Source organism: Scytonema sp. NUACC21, from assembly GCF_054684315.1.
In genome coordinates this window covers 230110-254191 of record NZ_BAAFZH010000102.1, presented here as the reverse complement: position 1 = coordinate 254191, position 24082 = coordinate 230110, and the positions used below count along the sequence as shown (strand labels likewise).

The following is a 24082-nucleotide window of genomic DNA, read 5'->3' as shown; positions in this document are numbered from 1 at the left end:
ATCTCTATGGTCCAACCGAAGCCGCGATTGATGTGACTTACTGGCGATGTCAACCAGGAGACCAAAGAAAAACTGTACCCATTGGAAGACCGATAACCAATACTCAAATATACTTGCTCGATCGCTTTATTCAACCTGTTCCTATCGGCGTACCAGGAGAACTCCACATAGGAGGTGAAGCTCTAGCACGTGGTTATCTCAACCGTCCCAAACTGAATTCACAAAAGTTCATTCCAAATCCTTTTAGAGACGAGTCTGGAGCACGCCTTTATAAAACGGGAGATTTGGCTCGATATTTACCGGATGGTAACATTGAATTCCTAGGTCGGATTGATTATCAGGTCAAAATTCGTGGCTTTCGGATTGAACTAGGGGAGATTGAAGCCGCGTTAAACCAACATCCTCAGGTGAGAGAAACAATTATCATCGCACACGAGGAGCAACCAGGTGACAAACGCTTAATAGCTTATGTAGTTCCTCAACAATCACAACCTACTGTCAAGGATTTGTCTCATTTCTTGCGGCAAAAGTTGCCCGATTATATGTTACCTTCCACTTTTTTATTGTTAGAGTCTTTACCTCTAACTCCTAACGGAAAGGTTAATCGTCTTGCTCTGCCAAGCACTTCTCAGAGCAGACTGAACACTGGAGAAGTTTTTGAGCCTCCTCGGAACTTTGTTGAAGAAGAACTGGTTGCTATGTGGTCTGAATTACTGAATGTTGATAGGATTAGTATTTATGATAACTTTTTTGAGTTAGGCGGTCATTCATTATTATTGACTCAGCTTGCTTCCCGAATTCGTGCAGCTTTTGACGTAAATATCTCGTTGATTGTGCTTTTTAATAAAACTACCGTTGCCGAAATGGGTATAGCAATTACTGACAAGATGCTCGAACAAGAAAATGCTGAAGATGTGGCTGAGATTTTGAAAGAGGTACAGGAGCTTCCTTTAAATGAAGTTCTTGCACTTCTTGAAAACGATAAATAATCACTAAAGGAGTGAGTTCTTCTTTAGTTAAAGAAAAATAAGGAACAGGTAGAAGTTATGAAGCTTTTGTTGACGATGAATCTGCCTTACACAAGAAGTCATGGAGGAACTAACAGATCTAACCGCTTTCTGGCTGAAAATCTTGCGGCTAAGGGTCATTCTATATGTATTGTGGTTCCAGCTTTAGCAACTCCTAGCTCTATAGATTACGAGCAGTTCCTTAGGGATTTGGTAGAGCAAAGGATTGATTTTCATACTACAGAGATTGCTACGGTTTTTACTCTTAATTCTGTTGAGGTTCACGCTGTTAAAAATCCTTCTCAATTGCGTAATTATTTAATTAATCAAATTAAGATTTTTCAGCCTGATTGGACTCTTGTTTCTTCTGAAGATCCCAGCCAGAATTTGCTTTCTGCTGCATTAAAGAGTTGTGAAAAACGAGTTGTCTACCTCGCTCATACTCCCCAAATGTTTCCGTTTGGACCAGCTAGTTTATATCCAAGTTATGAAAGAACTCAGTTAATTGGACAAGCTGCTGCTATTGTCACAATCAGTCGTTTTGTTAGTGAATATATTGAAAAATGGTCTGGATTTAAGACATTTGTCAATCACCCTCCTCACTTTGGTAAGGCTCCCTTTCCCAATTACGGCTGCTTTGATAATGGCTATGTTTTGATGATGAATCCTTGTTCTGTTAAGGGTTTTTCTATTTTCTTAGCTTTAGCCAAACTGTTTGGTGATATCAATTTTGCTGTACTTCCAGGTTATGGCACAACTTCAAAGGAGTTGGATGCTATTAAATGTCAGCCTAATATGACAGTTTTACAAAACCGTGCAAATATTGATGATATTTTTTGTAAAACTCGTATCCTAGTTATGCCTTCACTCTGGATTGAAGGGTTTGGTATGGCTGCTGTGGATGCCATGCTCCGTGGTATTCCTGTATTAGCTAGCAATTTTGGTGGGTTGGTTGAAGCTAAAATGGGAGTAGATTATCTGCTGCCCGTTCACCCCATCGAGGAATTTCAAGATGAACTCGATGAAAAGTTGTTGCGTATTCCAATTCTTCCACAACAGGATGTAACCCCGTGGCAAGCAGCGCTTACAAGTTTGTTAACCGAGCGGGTTTTATATGAAAAAAATTCTCAAGAATCATATCACAAAGCCTTCAGTTTTGTTTCTTCACTTAATATTGATTGTTTTGAAGAATTTTTAGTTCATTTATCTGATAAGAATAAAGAAAATATTTATCAATCGAGGTATGAAGAAAAAGCACTCGTCTCTACTTCTGTTGAGTCTGAAAAGTCAATAGATACTGCTAATTTAACTCCAGAACAACGAGCGCTGCTAGTCAAGCGTTTAATGCTTAAAAAAAGAGCTAAACAAACTCAGCAAAACCAACAAGACTTACCTATCCCAACCGTTTCACCCCGTCAGAACCTGCCTTTATCTTTTGCTCAACAGCGACTTTGGTTCATCGACCAACTTGAAAATAACAGTAGCGCCTACAATATGCCAGCTGCTGTTCAGATGAATGGTTTTCTCAATGTTTCTGTATTTGAACAAGCTATCTTAGCTATTGTCGAGCGTCACGAGATTTTACGTACTACTTTTCCTACAATTGATGGGGTTCCCGTTCAAGTTATTGCTCCAACTTCTGTGGTGTCACTTTCAAAGCAGGATCTCAAGTCGCTGCCAAAACCGCAACAAAAGAATGTAGTGCAACAGCTAGTCACAGAAGAAGCCCAACGTCCTTTTGACCTGGCTACAGGCCCATTATTGCGCCTTACCCTACTCGAGCTGGAAGAAAAATCTCATGTTTTGTCGGTGAATATGCACCACATTATTTGCGATGGCTGGTCAATCGGTTTATTTATCCAAGAGTTATCAACTTTGTATCAAGCTTTGTTGTCGGGAGCGCCCCCAAAGTTACCTGAATTACCGATTCAGTATGGCGACTTCAGTGTTTGGCAGCGCCAGTGGTTAAGTGGAGAAGTTTTAGAAACTCAATTAAATTATTGGAAACAACAGCTAGCAGGTGCCCCAGCCCGATTAGAGCTACCTACTGACCATCCTCGTCCGGCAGTACAAACTTACCGAGGGGGTAGTGAGACTTTGACAATCAATGCTAGGTTAACTCAACAGTTGCAGCATTTGAGTCAACAATCGGGGACAACTTTGTTTATGACCTTGCTGGCAGCTTTTGTTATCCTGCTGTCGCGCTATAGTCATCAGGACGATATCGTAGTAGGGTCAGCGATCGCCAATCGCAACCGTCGAGAAATAGAATCCTTGATTGGCTTTTTTGTCAATACGCTGGCAATAAGAATTCAATTGCAGGAGAATCCTACATTTGAAGAGTTATTGATGCAAGTGCGCCAGAAGACATTAGAAGCTTATGCCCATCAAGACTTGCCTTTTGAAACAAGCGTGGAAGCATTACATCTCGAGCGGAGTCTGAGTTATCATCCGCTGTTCCAGGTAATGTTTGTCTTACAGAACGCACCAACGAGAGAATTGGAACTGCCAGGGCTAACGATGACGCTTTTGGAGTTAGAGTCTACCACAGCCAAATTTGATTTGGTTGTATCAGTGGAAGAGAGGGAAACCGAGCTTGTAATAAACTTTAATTATAACAAAGATTTATTTGAGGTAACAACCGTTCGGCGCATGATAGGGCATTTCCAGACATTGTTGGAAACGGTTGTCAACACAAGAGGGCTGTCTGTGGGCGAACTGCCTTTGCTAACAGCAACAGAACGACGGCAATTACTTGTAGAGTGGAACCAAACCGATAAAGTTTATCCTCAAGACAAATGTATTCATCAGTTAGTTGAAACTCAGGTGGAAAAAACACCAGAGAGCGTTGCTGTGGTTTTTGAAGACCGACAGCTAACTTACCGTCAACTTAACGAAAAAGCTAATCAACTCAGCGCGAGACTCCAAGGTTTGGGAATCACAGGCGGGATGTATGTTCCCCTACTAATACCTAAGAGTTTGGATTTGCTCATTGCTGAATTAGCGGTGATGAAAACTGGTGCGGCTTTTGTGCCTATGGATACAAACTGGCCGGCAGCACGGGTGCATGAAATTCTGACAATCCTTGATGCTAAAGTTGTCCTAGTTTGCAAAACTGAACCATATCCTGACATTCCCTCACAATGGCAGTGCTTAACAGTTGACGAAACTGAACTTGAGGGTTTAGTAGCAAACTTAAGATGTCCCGTGGAGATTGATGACCCGATTTATGTCATTTTCACCTCCGGCTCAACTGGCTCCCCTAAAGGAGCAATCAATAAGCACCGGGGAATCGTCAACCGCTTCTTCAATATGAATGACCGCTATGGCTGTCAGGAATTGGACGTTATTTTATTTACGAGCGCTCACATTTTTGATGCGTCAGTGTGGCAACTCTTTTGGCCCCTAATTAATGGAGCGCGAACGGTAATTCCAAAGGCGGGTTTTGGTATTGACCTAGAGGAAATTATTGAACTAGTCGAGCAAAAGAAGGTAACCGTCACAGACTTTGTACCCTCGGTTTTCAATTTGTTGGTTGATTATTTGGCGGAACATCCTGAAGAACGCCAACGATTGCAGACTTTGCGCCAACTTCTGATTGGTGGGGAAGCGATGCGAGCTAAGTCGATTTATGCGTTTAAAGCTGATTTTCCCAACGTCGGTATTACTAACACTTATGGACCAACTGAAACCTCTATTGGCACCATCTTTCAAGAAGTACCGCCAACTTACACCGAACCAATTCCAATTGGTAAACCACTACATAACGTGCGTGCCCTCATCTTGGACAAGTATCGGAACCCCGTTCCTGTGGGCGTACCAGGTGAACTCTATCTTGGCGGTGAGTGTGTGGGTTTGGGTTATCTCAATAATAAACTAGCAACTCAAGCAGCCTTTATCCCGAACCCATGGACGGAAGTAAAGAGTGCAATGCTCTACAAAACGGGTGATATGGCTCGCTATCAGCCAGATGGTACCATAGAGTTTTTGGGTCGCTTGGACAACCAAGTAAAAATTCGTGGGATTCGTATTGAGTTGGGAGAGATTGAGTCAGTTTTAGTTAAGCATCCCCAAGTTAAAGAGACAGCGGTTTTGGTACAAGAAGACCCGCCAGGACCCAAGCAGTTGGTGGCTTATGTCGTTCCCCATCAGGAAAACGAGCTTTCTTCCAAGGTTTTACGCCGTTTCCTAGCGGAGAAACTACCTGACTACGCCGTACCTTCAGTTTTTGTACTGCTAGAAGCTTTACCTTTGACCCCAAATGGCAAAGTGGATCGTCGGTCTCTTCCTTCACCTGTTGGGCTAAGAGAACAATTGCAAACCCCTTTTGTTGCACCTCAAACGCCAACGGAAACCACTCTAGCTGCTATCTGGGCTGACTTACTGAGACTGGACAAGGTAAGTGTCCACGATAACTTTTTTGAGTTAGGTGGCGATTCTATCCTCAGCATTCAGGTTGTGGCTCGTGCAAAGGCGGCTGGTTTGCAACTGACCCCCAAACAAATATTCCAGCATCAGACAATTGCTGTGTTGGCGGGGGCTGTTGGTACAGTTACCACCTTTGCAGAACCTTCGGCAATCGTCACCGGTGCAGTACCCCTGACACCCATCCAGCATAGGTTCTGGGAGCAGAATCTGCTATCGCCACACCATTTTAACCAAGCAGTTTTGCTGGAAGTACCGCCAGATACACAGCTAGAGTACTTGCAACAAGCGGTGCAGCAGATGCTTATCCATCACGATATGCTGCGTACCCGGTTTACTCCTACAGATACTGGTTGGCAACAATTGATTGCACCCCCCGAACGGGATTCTATACCATTTACAGTTGTGGATATCTCAGAAACTCCGTTGGAGCAACAGCAAGCAGTCCTGGAGGCTACCGCATCTCAACTGCAGACAAGCCTAGATATATTTGCAGGATCACTTGTGCGGATTGCTCTGTTTCAGATGGGGTTGCATCAACCGGATCGGTTATTACTTATTATTCATCACTTAGTGGTCGATGGTGTCTCTTGGCGTATTTTGCTCGAAGATATCACAACGGTCTATCAACAACTTAACCGGAACCAGCCTATCCAATTGCCAGCAAAAACAACCTCTTTCAAAAGTTGGGCGAACCAACTTACAAGTTATGCTCAATCAGATGCTTTGGCTGCCGAAGTGAACTATTGGTTAACAACACCAAGCACTCCTGTGGGCAAATTACCTGTGGATTATCCAGAAAACAAGCAGTTAAACATCAGGGAAGCACGGTTGTCTTTATGCTTGAGCCAAGCGCAGACTCAATATTTGCTTAAGGAAGTAAGCACTGCCTACAATACGCAGATTAACGATGTACTGCTCACAGCCTTGGTGCAGACCTTTGCACAGTGGACGAATAATCGCAGTTTGCTGATAGATTTAGAAGGGCACGGGCGAGAAGCGTTATTTGATTATATAGATATTTCGCGGACAGTAGGTTGGTTCACGACATTGTTTCCTGTTCTGCTAGATCTTGAGGACGCAGACAATCCAGGAACAGCCCTCAAGTTAATCAAAGAACAATTGCGTCGCATTCCAAACCGGGGGATTGGCTATGGGCTGCTGCGCTATTTGTCTCCTAACGTTACGGTACAATCCCAACTCCAAGCCCAGCTTAAAGCAGAAGTGAGTTTCAATTATCTCGGTCAGTTTAATCAGCTTGAGTCAGCTTCTTCTTGGTTTAGGGAAGCTAAAGAATCCTATGGTTTAACAAGCAGTTCTCAAAGACGACGTAATTATTTGCTGGAGATTAACGGTTTTGTGGTCTCAAGTCAATTACACCTGGAGTGGATTTACGATGACCAGCTCTATCGTCAAAGCACAATTGAGGGTTTGCTTACAAGATACCAGGTCGCACTAGAGAATCTTATTATTCATTGTCGGTCAAAAGAGGCAACAGAATATACTCCTTCTGACTTCTCGGCTGCCAAACTAAATCAAAAACAACTTGATGAGTTCTTGTTTAAACTGACGCAAAAGGAAAGGAGATAGCGCTGTGGATAACATTGTTGATATTTACGAACTATCGCCCACGCAGCAGGGAATGCTTTTTCATGCACTCTATGCGCCGGAATCAAGGGTATATTTCGATCAAATGTGTTTTACTCTGCATGGAGACCTCAACACGACAGCACTTCAACAAGCTTGGCAACAGATAGTAAACCGTCACTCGGTGATGCGGACTGGGTTTTATTGGGAAGAGATGGATAAACCCTTGCAAGTTGTTTACGCAAGTGTGGAAGTGCCTTGGGTCGAGTTAGACTGGCAGGATTTAACATTAGAGCAGCAACAAGAATATTTTCAGTCTTTTCTCCAAGCCGATCGCGACCAAGGCTTTGCTTTAGACCAAGCTCCCCTCATGCGCTTTGCTCTCATTCGTTATGATGTGGAAACTTATAAAGTTGTGTGGAGTCAGCATCACTTGCTGATTGATGGCTGGAGTTTGCCAATTGTTTTTAAAGAATTTCTAACTTTTTATGAAGCTTACAAACAGCGTCAACAGGTCTATTTACCGCCCCCCCAGCCATACCGGGATTATATTGTTTGGCTTCAGCAACAAGACTTATCTGTCTGTGAAGCGTTCTGGCGCAACCAACTCCGAGGTTTTACCACACCAACTCCTTTAATTGTGAGCAAGTCAGTGAGCGATCGCGCTGACCAAACACAATCATATGGGGAAGAAGATTTGCACCTATCTCCATCCCTCACAGTTGCCCTCAAAACTCTGGCTCAGAAGCATCACCTCACTCTAAACACCATAGTACTGGGTGCTTGGGCACTCTTATTAAATTGCTACACTGGCGAGTCAGATGTAGTGTTTGGAACAACCGTTTCCGGTCGCCCACCAGAACTTTTTGGTGTAGAATCAGTAGTGGGCTTGTTTATCAACACCTTGCCAGTCCGAGTGCAAATACCAGCTACAGCTGATTTAATTCCTTGGCTACTAGAGTTGCAAACCCAGCAGGTAGAGCAGCAACGATACGCCCACAGTCCCCTAGTCAAGATTCAGAGTTGGAGTGAAGTCCCAGGGGGTATACCCTTGTTTGAAAGCCTGGTAGTGTATGAGAATTACCCGGTGGATGTTACTCTACAAGAATTTAATAGCGGTTTAGAAATCAAAGATGTGCGTAGTTTAGCAGTAACCAACTACCCCTTAACTCTGTTAGCTGCTGTCTCAGGGGAGGAATTGGTGGTAAAAATAAGCTATGATACCGCTTATTTCGATAATAAAACAATTTGCCGGATACTGGGGCATTTCGAGACTTTACTTCAAGGTATGGTCACCAATCCCAAACAGCATCTTGCTGCGCTTCCCCTCCTCACGACTACCGAGCAGCAGCAGATATTAGTGGAGTGGAACCAAACGCATAGGGACTATCCTCAAAATCAAGTACTCCATCAATTGTTTGAGTCCCAGGTAGAACGAACTCCTGATGCAGTGGCGGTGGTATTTGAAGACCAACAGCTGACTTACCGAGAGTTGAGCGATCGCGCCCATCAGTTAGCCCACTACCTGCAAGAATTAGGTGTAGAGCCTGAAGTGCTAGTAGGCATCTGCATGGAACGCTCTCTAGAGATGGTGGTAGGACTATTGGGGATTCTATTTGCTGGTGGCGCTTATGTACCTCTAGAGACGACCTACCCACAGGAGCGTCTTTCGTATATGTTGTCTGACACTGCGGTCAGAGTGTTGCTTACTCACTCAACCTCAGTCAATGCACTCCCGAAACATAATGCACGGGTAATTTGTTTAGATACAGATTGGAAAACGATCGGCCACAGACAACCAAACAAGTTTCCGTGCAAAGTTTTGCCACAGAACTTAGCTTATGTGATTTACACCTCTGGGTCTACAGGTAAGCCTAAAGGAGTGATGAATACCCATCGCGGGATTGTCAATCGCTTATTATGGATGCAGGAGATATATCAACTTAAGACAAGCGATCGGGTTCTGCAAAAAACCCCTTTTAGCTTTGATGTTTCTGTCTGGGAGTTTTTCTGGCCTTTGATTGTTGGCGCTAGTCTAATCGTAGCAAAACCTGGCGGTCACCAAGACAGTGATTACTTAGTCTCGCTGATGACAACAGAGCAAATCACAACAGTACATTTTGTACCTTCAATGCTCGTTGCTCTCCTACAAGATCCGAATTTGGAACGTTGTTATTACCTAAAGCGAGTCATTTGCAGCGGTGAAGCCTTAACCATTGATTTGCAGAAGCGCTTTTTTACCCGTCTTCATTGCGAATTGCATAACCTCTACGGTCCCACCGAGGCGGCAATAGATGTTACTTCCTGGGAGTGTCAGCCAACCTGCAATGACCAAGTTGTGCCTATTGGTCGTCCCATTGCTAACACCCAAATCTATCTGCTAGACTCCTATTTGCGACCAGTGCCCATTGGGGTCATGGGGGAACTACATATTGGTGGTGTGGGTGTAGCACGCGGTTATCTCAATCGTCCTGACCTAACCCTAGAGAAATTTATTCCCAATCCCTTTGGTGGGAGGAGAGCATCATTTAATTCTGAACCTTCTGAACGCCTCTATAAAACGGGGGATTTGGCTCGTTATCTTCCTGATGGTAACATTGAATACCTTGGTCGGAGCGACCATCAGGTCAAGGTGAGGGGTTTCCGTATTGAGTTGGGAGAAATTGAGTTAATACTCAATCAACACCAAAAGGTGCAACAGGCAGTGGTCATTGCTCGTGAAGACCAACCAGGAACCAAGCGCTTGGTTGCTTATATCGTTGCCAATGAAGAACAACCCAACATAAATGATATTAGGAGCTTTTTAAACAAGAAACTGCCCGATTATATGGTGCCAACAGCTTTCGTGTTGTTAGGTGCCTTACCTCTAACCCCCAACGGCAAAGTAGATCGCAAAGCCTTATTAGCCTCTAAGGTAGAACTGGCAAAAGAAGGAGAATTCGCACCTCCTCAAACTCCCATTGAGCAAACCTTAGCTACAATTTGGCAACAAGTGCTCGTTCTCCCACAAATTAGCATCCATGATAATTTCTTTGCTATTGGGGGAGACTCCATTCTGAGTATTCAAATAGTTGCCCGCGCAAAGCAAGTCGGCATCCAAATCACGCCCAAACAGATATTCCAAAATCCAACCATCGCTCTCCTTGCACGTGTAAGTTCTACGCAAACCCCTATAGAAGCCCAACAGGAGATAGTCACTGGCGAAATTCCTCTGACTCCCATTCAAAGATTTTTCTTTGAACAAAATTTATCGGAACCACATTATTTTAATCAGTCAGTACTGCTGCAAGTACCTAACGATCTCAACCCCAAATTTTTGAATAGCGCAGTCGATCGCTTACTAGAGCATCACGACGCTCTGCGCTTGCGGTTTGTTCCCCATGCAGAAAGTTGGCAACAAATTAACTCTGGACTTGAACAAACGGGTGCTTTTGAGACGGTAGATTTATCTCAAGTTCCTAAATCCCTTGTACTTACTACTCTAGAGGAAATCGCCGCAACAAAACAAGCTAATTTAAATCTTGCCGAAGGCCCTTTAATGCGAGTTGTGTTGTTTAACTTAGGCAAGGCTTGTGAAGCACGGTTGTTAATTATCATCCATCACCTTGCTGTTGATGGTGTTTCCTGGCGAATACTGCTTGAAGACTTAAATATCGCTTACCAGCAACTTAGTCAGGGTCAAAGGATTCAACTTCCTGCCAAAACGACCTCTTTCAAAGATTGGGCGCAAAAACTAGCAGAATATGCCCAATCACAAACTCTCAAATCCGAACTGCCCTATTGGTTGGGGGAGTCTCGCTCATTTGTGTCTCCCCTACCCTTAGATTTTCAAAGAGGTAGGAACACAGTTGAAGCAGCCAATACAGTATCCGTGTCGTTAAATGAGGTCGAAACTCGTGCGTTATTGCAAGATGTGCCAAAAGCCTACAAAACTCAGATTAACGATGTGCTATTGACTGCCTTGGCACTCGTTGTGAGCAGATGGACTCACTCTAATTGCGTGCTGTTCAACTTAGAAGGTCATGGGCGAGAGGATATTGTTGATGGTGTGGATTTATCACGTACCATTGGTTGGTTTACGACGATTTTTCCCGTATTGCTAGAACTTGAAGCAATAGAAAAAGACGATATCGAGAATACTTTAAAATCTGTCAAAGAACAATTACGTGAAATTCCTAACAAAGGAATTGGTTACGGCTTGTTGCGCTACCTCTGTTTGGAGCAAGAAATTGCCAGCCAATTAAAGGCGCTTCCGCAAGCACAGATTAGCTTTAATTATCTGGGTCAATTTACTCAAGTTCTCAATACATCTTCTTGGATGCAACTAGCTAGTGATTCTGCTGGATATAACCAAAGTTTGCACGGCGATCGCGCTCATCTCTTAGACATCAACAGCATTATCATTGAAGAACGACTGCAAATAAGTTGGACTTACAGCACAAATGTCCACCAGCATACGACAATTGAGAATTTAGCACAAGAATTTGTTGCCACTTTGCGAGAAATAATTGCTCATTGTTCATCTGGTGAGAATGGAGGTTATACACCCTCCGATTTCCCGTTAGTTAAGTTTAGCCAACAAGAACTAGACCAACTGTTAACCAGATCGGCATTCAAACAAGAATCAAGCAAAACTAACTGGCGAAATGTTGAGGACATTTATCCTTTATCTCCTATGCAACAGGGGATGCTGTTTGAAAGTTTGTATGCTCCAGCTTCCGGAGTGTATTTTGAGCAATTGAGTTGCACTTTGACGGGAAACTTAAATGTTAGAGTGTTTGAACAAGCTTGGCAGTATTTGGTAGCACAGCATTCAATCTTGCGAACTGCTTTTGTTTGGGAGTTGGTGAGGCAGCCGTTGCAAATAGTGTATCGAGAAGTGAACCTTACTGTCGATACCTATGACTGGCAAGAGTTATCTGTTGAACAGCAGCAACAAAAATTAAAGCTTTTTCTGGATTCCGACCGACAACAGGGGTTCCAACTGTCACAAGCTCCATTGATGCGCCTCTCTCTAATCCAATTAGACAGAAATAGTTATCAGTTTGTTTGGAGCCATCATCATTTATTACTTGATGGTTGGTCGTTACCTTTAGTTTTCAAAGACTTGTTAAACTTTTATCAAGTCTTCTCTCAAGGTCAAAGTTTACCCTTACAACCAGCTAGAAGCTATCGCAACTATATTGCTTGGCTGCAACAACAAGATCGAGAACTAGCTCAAGAATTTTGGCAACAAAAACTCAAAGGTTTTAGTGTACCCACTCCCTTAACGGTAGATAAGCTATTGCCAAACCAGGAGAATGGCAAGGTCAGCTATGATGAACAACAAATCCAACTCACAGTGCAAACAACAGCCGCAGTTGGGTCTTTTTCACGACAGCATCAATTGACAATCAATAATTTGATGCAGGCAAGCTGGGCATTGCTGCTTTGTCGCTACACCCAAGAAACAGATGTAATTTTTGGTGCTACTGTGTCCGGTCGTCCGCCTGCTCTTGTTGACGTAGAGTCAATGGTGGGATTATTTATCAACACTTTGCCAGTACGAGTACAAATCTCTGATGAGACTGAACTGTTGGATTTGTTAAAGAATTTACAGATGCAGCAAGTTGAGTCCGAGCAATTTTCATACAGCCCATTGGTAGAGATTCAGGGTCTGAGTGAAGTCCCCAGAGGAATACCTTTGTTTGAAAGTCTTGTAGTGTTCGAGAATTATCCAGTTGATGCGGTTGTGCAACAACACAATAGCAGTTTCTCAATCTCGAATCTTCGGCGCATTGAACAAACTCATTATCCTCTCATAGTAGTGGTTGTCCCTGGTGAGCAATTGCTGGTGAAGGTGAGCTATGATACTAGTCGATTTGACGATGGCACGATTAGCAGGATGCTAGGGCATTTTGTGACAATGCTATCAGCAATTGTGGCTAATCCACAGCAACCAATTTCCCAATTACCTTTGTTAACAGCATCTGAGCAACAGCAGTTATTACTTGAGTGGAACAATACTCAGGTAGGCTATCCTCAGGATAAGTGTATTTATCAGTTGTTTGAGGCGCAGGTGGAGCGTACACCCGATGCAGTGGCGGTGGTGTTTGAGAATCAACAACTGACTTATGGTGAGTTGAACTGTCGTGCTAATCAATTGGCTCATTACTTACATTCTTTGGGTGTGGGCGCAGATGGGCTTGTGGGTATTTGTGTGGAACGCTCATTGGAAATGCTTGTGGGAATACTTGGTATTCTCAAAGCGGGTGGGGCATACGTACCTCTCGACCCGGAGTATCCCCAAGAACGCTTAAGCTTTATTTTAGAAGATGCTCAAGTTTCGGTACTGTTAACCCAACAAGAATTAGTAGAGTCTATTCCCAAACACCAGGCAAGTGTGGTCTGCTTAGACACCGACTGGGAAAAAATTGCTCAACAGTGCGAGTCAAATTTCCTAAATGGGGCAACACCCAGTAACTTAGCATACGTCATCTACACTTCTGGTTCCACAGGTAAGCCCAAAGGCGTTTTAGTCAACCACTATAATGTTGTGCGTCTATTTGAAGCAACAAACTCCTGGTATCACTTCAACTCTCAAGAGGTGTGGACACTGTTCCACTCTTACGCCTTTGACTTTTCAGTGTGGGAAATTTGGGGGGCTTTGCTGTATGGTGGAAGACTGGTCGTCGTGTCCTACCCGATCGCACGCTCGCCTGAATCATTCCATCAGTTATTGTGTCAAGAAAAAGTCACAATTCTCAACCAAACACCTTCAGCCTTCCGCCAGTTAATTCAAGCCGAACAGTCAATAGCAACTGTTGGTCATTTAAACTTGCGTCTGATAATTTTTGGTGGAGAAGCCTTAGAATTCAAGAGTTTACAACCTTGGTTTGAACGCCACGGCGATCGCTCACCATTGTTAGTAAATATGTACGGAATTACAGAAACCACTGTACACGTCAGTTACCGTCCCTTGAGCAAAGACGATTTGAATGGCACTGCCAGTGTGATTGGTCGTCCGATTCCAGATTTACAGGTGTATGTGCTAGATCGGCATTTACAGCCAGTGCCCATTGGTGTTCCAGGGGAGATGTACGTCGGTGGTGCTGGGGTGACCCGTGGCTATTTGAATCGTCCTGAACTGACAGCACAACGGTTTATCTCCAATCCCTTTAAGGAGGTAAAAGGAAGTAAACTATTATACAAAACAGGTGATTTAGCACGTTATTTGCCCAATGGCGAGTTGGAGTATTTAGGACGCATTGATAACCAAGTTAAGATTCGTGGTTTCCGTATTGAGCTGGGAGAAATAGAAGGATTACTGGTGCAACACCCGGCTATTTGGGAAAGCGTGGTGGTGGTACGAGAGGATAAACTGGGCAACAAACGTCTAGTGGGTTACATAGTGCCTAAGACGGAACAATCTCCCACAGTTGCAGAACTACGTCGCTTTCTCACACAAAAGCTACCAAACTACATGGTGCCAAGTGCTTTTGTACAGCTAGAAGCTTTACCACTGACAGCAAATGGTAAGATAGATCGTCTTGCTTTGCCATCCCCTGACACTGGAAGACCAGAACTAGAAAATGTTTTTGTCGCGCCTAGCACAAGAGAAGAGAAAATATTAGCCGCTATCTGGGCTAATGTTCTCGATATTGAGCAAGTGGGTATTAATGATAACTTCTTTGCTTTAGGTGGGGATTCTATCCGTAGTATTCAAGTGTTGTCTCAAGCTAAAGAACAAGGTTTGAGTTTCTCCGTGCAACAGCTATTTAAACATCAGACGATTCATGAGCTAGTCCAAGAACTGAAAATACAAGAGAATGACACCACAAAATTAGAATTAATTCAACCATTCAGTCTCATTTCTCAGGCAGACAAACATTTGTTACCTGATGGTATAGAGGATGCCTATCCCCTGGCTATGCTACAAATGGGAATGATTTACCATAGTGAATACAGCCAAGATAGTGCAATTTATCACGACATTTTCAGCTACTACCTCAAAACCCCTCTTGATATTCAACTTTTACAAGTCGCTGTCCAAGATTTAATCAATCATCACGCTATACTACGAACTTCATTTGAGCTAGTGAATTTCAGCATTCCGTTGCAACTGGTTCATCAGCAAGTTGAGCTTCTGTTGCAGGTGGAGGATTGGTGCCATTTGAATGATTCTGAACAAGAAGAAGCCCTAGCTGCCTGGTTTGAAGCTGAAAAGAAACGGCATTTTGATTGGACTCATCTTCCCTTAGTGCGTTTCTTTGTTCATCGTCGCACACGGGAAGCATTTAATCTGACTGTAAGTTGCCACCATGTTATTCTAGATGGATGGAGTGTTGCCTCAATGATGACTGAGTTGCTCAAGCGTTACTCGTCGCTATGGCGCAAAGCAGTCGATTACGTATTGCCACAATTCAGTGTTGCCTACCGAGATTTTATAGCTTTGGAGCAACAAGCACTCGCCTCATCGGAGACTCAGCGCTACTGGAGCGAACAGTTAAATGGCAGCACTTTCACTAGATTGCCTCGCTGGTCTTGGTTGTCAAAGAATGCCAATGTTCGAGAACATGGTATGCAAGAGGTAACTTTATCTCCTGAGATTTTTGCAGGCTTAAAACAACTGGCGCAGACCGCAGAAGTTCCACTTAAGAGTGTGCTGTTGGCTGCTCATCTGCGAGTATTAAATTTCCTGAGTGGTGAGGAGGATGTATTAACAGGTTTAGTAGCTAACGGACGACCTGAGCAAAATGACGGTGAGCGAGTCCTGGGACTATTCCTGAATACATTGCCATTCCGCCTGCAATTGACTGGAGGCACTTGGACGGACCTGGTACAACAAGTGTTTGCAGCAGAACGAGAAATGTTGCCACACCGTCGCTATCCTTTAGCCCAAATTCAGAAAAGTTTGGGTGGTGAACCTCTATTTGAGACGGCGTTTAATTTCACCCATTTCCATGTCTATGAACAGGTGCTGCAACTTGATAATTTGCAGGTGCTAGATGGAAAGTTTTTTCAAAAAACTAACTTTACTTTTATTGCTCAATTCAGCGTTAATCTCATGTCGTCTGAGATAGAACTGAATTTGAACTACAATCCCTATGAGTTATGCTCCGAACAAATCAACAGGATTGGTGATTATTACCACAGCGTTCTGGCAGCAATGGCCAACCAGTCACAAGGACGTTACGAGTTACACTCTGTTATTTCTTTACAGGAGCGTCATCAACTCCTGGTGGAATGGAACCAGACAGCAGTAGAATATCCCTACGATAAATGTCTCCATCAGTTGTTTGAGGAACAAGTGGAGCGTACACCCGATGCAGTGGCGGTGGTGTTTGAAAATGAACAACTTACTTACCACCAATTGAACTGTCGTGCAAATCAGTTGGCGCACTACCTGAAGTCTTTAGGAGTGAAAGCCGAGGTGCTAGTCGGCATTTGTGTAGAACGTTCTTTAGAAATGGTGGTGGGACTGTTGGGGATATTGAAAGCAGGAGGCGCTTACATACCTTTAGACCCATCTTATCCTTGCGATCGCTTAAATTACATATTAAATGAATCCCAGCTATCAGTGCTGCTCACACAATCAAGGTTGTTAAACTTGTTACCCGAGCATAAAGCACAGTTGGTCTGTCTGGATATAGATTGGCAGGTAATTGCAGCTAACAGTGGGGAGAACTTAACTTGTAGGGCTAATGGCGATAACTTAGCTTATGTGATTTATACTTCGGGGTCTACAGGAAAGCCAAAAGGAGTGATGAACACCCACCGGGGGATTTGCAATCGTTTGCTTTGGATGCTGGGTGCTTATCAATTAACCGCAACAGACCATGTTCTCCAAAAAACGACCTTTAGCTTTGATGTGTCAATTTGGGAGTTTTTCTGTCCAATAATTACTGGAGCACGTTTAGTTATCGCCCAACCCGGAGGACATCAAGATAGTCGCTATCTAGTCAACTTAATTGCCCAGCAAAAAATTACCACGGTGCATTTTGTACCCTCTATGCTCCAAGTTTTCTTGTTAGAACAGGGTTTGGAAGATTGTAGTTGTTTGCGTCGGGTATTTTGTAGTGGAGAAGCATTACTATTTGAACTTCAGGAAAGTTTCTTTGCACGACTCAAATGTGAATTACATAATCTCTACGGTCCAACCGAAGCTGCAATAGAAGTTACTTCCTGGCAATGTCAACCACAGAGCAATATTACAATAGTTCCTATTGGTCGTCCCATTGCTAATACTCAAATATATCTGCTAGACGCCCATTTAAGACCAGTACCTATTGGGGTCAGGGGTGAACTACATATTGGTGGTATAGGTGTAGCACGTGGTTACCTGAATCGTCCCGATCTCACTGAAGAGAAATTTATTCCCAATCCCTTTCGTGGGAGTGGGGAAGCATCTTTTAATTCCGAACGCCTCTACAAAACGGGGGATTTGGCTCGTTATCTGCCTGATGGTAACATTGAATACCTTGGTCGCATTGACCATCAGGTGAAGGTGAGGGGTTTCCGCATTGAGTTGGGAGAAATTGAGATAGTACTCACTCAACACCAAAAGGTGCAACAAGCAGCGGTCATCGCCCGTGAAGACCAACCAGGAACCAAGCGCTTAGTTGCGTATTTAGTTCCTAAGGAGGAACCACTATCGACTAAGGAGTTACAGAATTTTCTAAAAGAGAAGTTACCAGATTATATGGTTCCTTCAACATTCGTAGTACGTGAGAACCTACCCCTAACCCCCAATGGCAAAGTCGATCGCAAAGCTTTGCAAACACAAGAGTTAGAATTGACGTATTCAGTTGAATATATTCTCCCTCGTACATCCACAGAGAAAAAGCTAGCTAGTATTTGGGCTGAGGTTCTCAAGCTTGAAAAAGTAGGTATTTATGATAACTTTTTTGAACTAGGTGGTGACTCAATCTTAAGCATCCAGATTGTTGCTCGGGCTAATCAAGCAGGTCTTCAATTAAGTCCCAAACAGATGTTTCAATATCAGACTATTGCTGAGTTAGCATCTGTAGCTGGGACAGCCTACTTAGCACAAGCAGAGCAAGGGCTGGTGATGGGAACTGTACCACTAACTCCTATTCAACATTGGTTCAGTGAGTTGCATCTTTGTGAACCCCACCATTTTAACCAATCGCTCTTGCTAGAAGTTTCTTCACAACTACAGCCAGAGATACTTGAGCAAGCTTTGGTACAACTACTGCAGCATCACGATGCTCTACGCTTGCAGTTTAAATCTTCAGCGACAGGTTGGGAGCAAGCGATTGTAAGTCCTGAGAACATAACCATACCGTTATTGACAGTAGTGGATTTATCAGAATTGCTTCCAGAACAGCAAGAACTTGCTCTGGAAACTAAAGCTGCTGAGTTTCAAGCCAGTTTTGACTTTAACGCGATTCCATTGATGCGTGTTGTGTTGTTTAAGTTGGGTACAAACCAGTCAGAAAGACTGTTAATCATTGTGCATCACTTGGTCATTGATGGAGTCTCCTGGAGAATTTTGCTAGAAGATATGGTAAAAGCATATCAGCAGCTGAGTCGTGCAGAGGCAGTGCAACTCCCCCCTAAAACAAATTCCTTCAAGGAATGGAGTGAGCGTCTGAGGGATTATGGGGAATCAGAGGCGCTGGTTGCAGAATTAGATTATTGGCTGAGGCTATCCCGCGCCCAAGTGGTTCGGTTGCCAGTAGACTGCGTAAATGAGCGGGAGGTCAACACTGTGGCTACTACTGCTCAAGTGTCAATAACTTTGAGCGTAGCGCAAACTCAAGCACTACTACAAGAAGTTCCCAAGGTCTACAATAGTCAAATTAACGATGTACTCTTAACAGCGTTGATGCAGAGTTTCCAAGCTTGGACTGGTGAGAAAGTACTGCTAGTAGACCTAGAGGGACACGGGCGCGAAGAAGTGTTTGAAGGTGTAGACCTGTCACGTACAGTGGGCTGGTTTACTAGTCTTTTCCCCGTGTTGTTGGAATTGGAAGTACAGCATCCATCGGAGGCGTTAAAGTCTATCAAAGAACAACTACGGCGTTTGCCTCAACGGGGTATTGGCTATGGGATACTGCGTTATTTAAATCATGATAAGAGAGTGCAAACGCTCATGCAAGCATTGCCACAAGCAGAAGTAAGTTTTAATTATTTGGGTCAGTTCGATCGGGTATTTTCCGGGGAAAATTTTGTGCTGGGGATAGCTAAAGAGGCAACAGGATCGGAGAACAGTTTCCACAACAGGCGTTGTTATTTACTGGAAGTCAATGCTTGGGTAGTTTCAGGACAGTTACAGATTAATTGGATTTATAGTGAAGCCCTGCATCAGCGCTTGACGATTGAGGAATTAGCGCACAGATATAAAGCAGCCCTAGAGGAGTTGATTGTCTATTCCCAGTCTCCTGACGCTGGAAGTTACACACCTTCAGATTTTCCTGATGTCGATCTGACTCAAGAAACACTTGACCAAATATTGGCAGACATTTATCAAGCTAACACCGAGGATTAAATGAGCAAGAAAAATGTTGAGGCAATTTATGGGCTATCTCCTTCACAGCAAGGAATGCTCTTTGAAACTTTATTTGCTCCAGGGTCAGGGATTCACATTGAGCAATCTGTTTGGAACTTTTGTGGAGAACTCAATTATAAGGCTTTTGAGCAGGCTTGGTATGCTGTTGTAGAGCGGCATACAACTTTAAGAACAGCCTTTGTCTGGAAGGATTTAAATGAGCCGCTTCAAGCCGTGCTGCAATTTGTAAAACTGCCAATAAAGCAGCAAAACTGGCAAGAGTTTTCATTTACCCAGCAAAAAGAGAAGCTTGAGGTTTACCTTAGGGAAGACCGCCATCATGGCTTCAATCTTACCCAAGCTCCGTTAATGCGGTTAGCAATTTTCACTCTCAGCTTGAATACGTATCAATTTGTCTGGACTTTTCACCACATTTTAATGGATGGTTGGTGTCAACCTTTGATTTTCAAGGAAGTTCTTACCTTTTACAATGCATTTAACAAAGGTGATGATATACGCCAAGAACCAAGCCGTCCCTATCGGGATTATATTACTTGGTTAAAACAGCAGGATTTATCTAAGGCAGAGACATTCTGGCGGAAATTACTCCAAGACTTCAAAGAACCTACTCCTTTAAGTAAAATTATTGATATTGACAATTCTTCAAATGAAGAAAAATACAATATTGATTTAAGGGCTCACTTACCAACTTCTGTGACAGCAAAATTGCAAGCTCTAGCTCAGCAATATCACCTTACATTAAACACTCTGATTCAAGGAGTTTGGGCATTACTCCTCAGTCGCTATAGTGGAAATTTAGATATAGTATTTGGCGTAACTGTATCCGGACGTCCCCCAACTTTGGCTGAAGTGGAGTCCATGATAGGGCTTTTTATTAATACCTTGCCAATGCGGATTAAAGTTTCTCCCGATACAAAATTTTGGGTGTGGCTTGAGACTGTTCAAACCCAACATCTTGAAGCTAAAACTTATGAATACTGCTCTACAGGTCAAGTTCACCAATGGAGTGAAATACCCAGTTCCTTACCTCTTTACGAAAGTATTTTAGTTTTTGAAAATTATCCGGTCGAGTCACACACACTGGAATCTTCCGATTTAATTTTAAATATACTTGAGAATAAGACTGTAGGAGCGCAAACAAAGTATCCTTTAACTATTTTAGTGATTCCAGGCTCTGAGCTAGAGTTGTGTTTTATTTGTGACAATCTTCGTTTTAGCAGTTCTGAAATTACAAAAATTCAAAAGCATTTTCTAGATTTTCTAGAAACTATTGCGGGATCTCCACACCTATATCTGCGGGAAATTATTGAAACAATTCCTATGACCCAAATTCCAAAGGTGAGATTACTTCAAAAACAGGAGTCACAGGAGAAAACTATCATACCCCGCGATACTTTTGAATGGCAACTCATGAAAATTTGGTCGGAAGTCCTGAAAATTCACTCCATTGGGGTGCGAGACAACTTCTTTGACCTAGGCGGTCATTCCCTTGCAGCTGTTTCTCTAATGGCTAAAATTCAGCAACAGTTCGGGAAAAACTTACCTCTAGCAACACTTATCCAAAGCCCAACCATTGAGCAGCTAGCGACTTTTCTCCGCCAAAAAAACATTCCCTTATCTTGGTCTCCTCTTGTAGCGATTCGACCAGGTGGCTCAAAGCGACCATTCTTTTGTGTACCAGGAGGTGGTGGGAATGTACTTTATTTCCACGATTTAGCACGTCATTTAAGTCCAGACCAACCTTTTTACGGCTTGCAAGCCCTTGGACTTGACGGAGTATCTAAACCTCATACTCGAGTTGAGGAAATAGCTGCTTGTAACATCAAAGCTATCCAATCTATTCAACCACAAGGACCTTACTTATTAGGAGGTCATTCCTTTGGTGGTATTGTAGCCTTTGAAATGGCTCAACAACTTGTGAGGCAAGGGCAAGAGATTGCGCTACTAGCGATTTTTGACGCTTGTGCACCAGTTATTCGTCAAAATTCAGTGAACTTAGAGCGCAATGATGCTGAGCATTTGTTAAGAATCGCCAATATCATTGAGCGTATGTTTGGTCAAAGTATGGAAGTATCCTCTAAAACTTTTGAAGTGCTGACACCAGAAGAACAATTGAACTACCTTAAGGAAAGGCTGATGAAAGCTAACCTCCTACCGCCAGATGCAAGTGCAATTCAAGTCAGTGGACTTTTGCAAGTTTTCAAAGCTAATGCCCAAGCTCGGTATGAACCGCACAACATCCTTCCAATCCCAATTACTCTGTTTCAAGCTGCTGAAACTAACCCTAATGACATTTTTACAGAAGAAGATACAAAGTTTTTACAGGAACCAGGACTGGGCTGGGACGAATTTTCTGCCGAACCAGTCAAAATCCATACAATCCCAGGAGACCATCTGAGCATGATGGTTATGCCCCACGTCCGGGTATTAGCGCAAAAACTTTTCTCTTGTATAGAGCTGGTGTAAAAATTCAGGAGAAATTCGCACTCCAAGTCTCTACGACATTCAAGCTTCCACTTAGAAAACCAAGACGAGAAGCATGCCGTTGAATTTTACCACTCGAAGTCTTAGGAATACTCCCAGGCTTAAGTAATAGCAAAGCATAAACCTGTAACCCATACTCCCCAGCCACTGCCCTATTGATACTCTTTACCACCTCATTCACATCCAACTTCCGTAAGTAAGTTCGCTCTACTTCCTGAACAATTACAAGTCGCTCAATTCCGTCTACCTCCACTGCAAAGGCTGCTCCACAACCAGGTCGCAGCGCTGGATGGCTCTTTTCTACTATCAGTTCGATATCTTGGGGATAATAGTTTTGCCCTCGGATGATAATCACATCTTTATTGCGACCAGTAATGAATAACTCGCCATCCTGCAAAAATCCCAAATCCCCAGTGCGTAAAAACGGACCTTCACCTGTATCTGCCAGAAAAGCATGGAAAGTGCTTTGTGTTTCTTCCACTTTATTCCAGTAACCCAAAGTCACAGAAGGACTGGAGACCCAAATCTCTCCCACTTGGTCAGTTCGACACCTAGTTAGAGACTCTGGGTCAACAATTGCAATTGTCTGGTCTGAAAGGCTTTGACCACAACCTACAATACTCTTTGCGCCCTCTTTGCTTTGCGCTATCACCACCCTGTTTTGTTCAAGGGATTTGCTATCAACCCATTGAACAATAGGTGGAGCAGTTGTTAAACCTCCGGAAACAATCAAAGTTGTTTCAGCCATTCCGTAGCAGGGATAAAATGCTTCTCTTCGGAACCCACAGGGACTGAAATAGCTAACAAAACGCTCTAACGTCTCAGCCCGAATCGGTTCAGCCCCAGTGAACGCAACCTCCCAACTGCTTAGGTCAAGACTTGAGCGCTGTTCGGGCTTAATCTTGTGCAAGCACAACTCGTAAGCGAAATTTGGTCCACCGCTAGTAGTTGCTCGGTAACGGGAAATAGCCTCTAGCCAACGTAAAGGCTTTTGGAGAAAATCCATTGATGACATCAGCGTAACTGGGAAACCACCGTAGACACACTGCAGCACCCCACCAACCAACCCCATATCATGGTAGGGTGGTAGCCAGATTACACCTTGGCTGTTGGGCGTATGCCCAAAACATTTATAGATCAGTTCTGAATTGTGGAGCAAATTGCGATGAGTGACCATCACCCCCTTTGGAGTTCCGGTGGAACCAGAGGTGTACTGAAGAATAGCTAGGCTTTCGCTGTTCACCGTCGGTTCTCGCCAATTTGAGGCTAAGTCTAACCCAAGGTTATCGGTAGCAACCCATTGCAACGGACCTAATTCTGGATTTTCCGCCAATCGACTCTCTAGATTAGCTAACTCTAATTTAGTGGTGAGTGCTACCGTTGCCCGAGCATCTGCTACAATCGCCTCTAGCCTAGACATTTTTTGATTGCGTCGCGGTGGATAAGCCGGAACAGGTACCACTCCTGCATACCAACACCCTAAAAAGGCGCTAATGAATTCTAAACCTGGTGGATATAACAGCAAAGCACGCTCGCCACTGGCTCTTAAGGATTGGAGATAAGCAGCGATCGCCCTTGCTGTTTGTTCCAATACCCCATAAGTCAGTCTGGATTCAGATTCTTCCTCATCGTAATTCAAAAAAATATAGGCAGTTGAGTCAGGTTGACTCATCGCTCGCTCGCGCAAAATATCTATAAACGTAGAAACTTGATGTAAAGGTCTTTCACTTTCAAAAGAAATTGAGCTATTTATCATAACATCATCTCCACTTCCTTCAGTAACCTAAGATGGTACAAACAAAGGACAGTAAGGGCGGGTAGAGCCATCATAATTTGAATGTTGGAGAACGATCGGCAATCAACCATTAAACCCCGAACTTTCGTTATGGATATTAACACGAGTAGGATTTTTTAAAATCCCTGTATTGTTCACTTATCTTTATCAATCCTAACAGCAGAGAATTTGATTCAAAACACATTTTTATCCAGTTTTTAGCCAATCAATTAGACCTTTAATTCTCTCTTTTATTTATAATTTTTCCTTATAAAATATATTTATTAATAT

5 protein-coding genes are annotated in these 24082 nt (G+C 43.4%); 4 read left to right on the top strand and 1 reads right to left on the bottom strand.

Annotated features, from left to right (window positions below; all coding sequences use genetic code 11):
• From ACYRY3_RS34400 to ACYRY3_RS34385, 4 genes are all read left to right on the top strand, one after another.
• The coding region (locus ACYRY3_RS34400; RefSeq protein ID WP_460206155.1) for a non-ribosomal peptide synthetase at positions 1-989 on the top strand (989 nt) is incomplete at its 5' end.
• 57 nt (positions 990-1046) lie between these two features.
• Positions 1047-7022, top strand: a complete 5976-nt coding sequence (locus tag ACYRY3_RS34395; RefSeq protein WP_460206154.1) for an amino acid adenylation domain-containing protein — start codon at positions 1047-1049, stop codon at positions 7020-7022.
• A 4-nt stretch (positions 7023-7026) separates the two neighbouring features.
• Positions 7027-19512 (top strand): amino acid adenylation domain-containing protein, encoded by a 12486-nt coding sequence (locus ACYRY3_RS34390; RefSeq protein WP_460206153.1) that lies wholly within the window; start codon positions 7027-7029, stop codon positions 19510-19512.
• Positions 19513-21999 carry an alpha/beta fold hydrolase gene (locus tag ACYRY3_RS34385; protein ID WP_460206152.1) on the top strand — a complete coding sequence of 829 codons (2487 nt, stop codon included), beginning with the start codon at positions 19513-19515 and terminating at the stop codon, positions 21997-21999.
• Between the two features lie 4 nt (positions 22000-22003).
• Here ACYRY3_RS34385 and ACYRY3_RS34380 read toward each other — a convergent pair whose 3' ends face one another.
• Positions 22004-23773, bottom strand: coding sequence for a fatty acyl-AMP ligase (locus ACYRY3_RS34380; RefSeq protein WP_460206151.1), 1770 nt, complete (start codon positions 23771-23773; stop codon positions 22004-22006).
• Between the last annotated feature and the right edge of the window lie 309 nt (positions 23774-24082).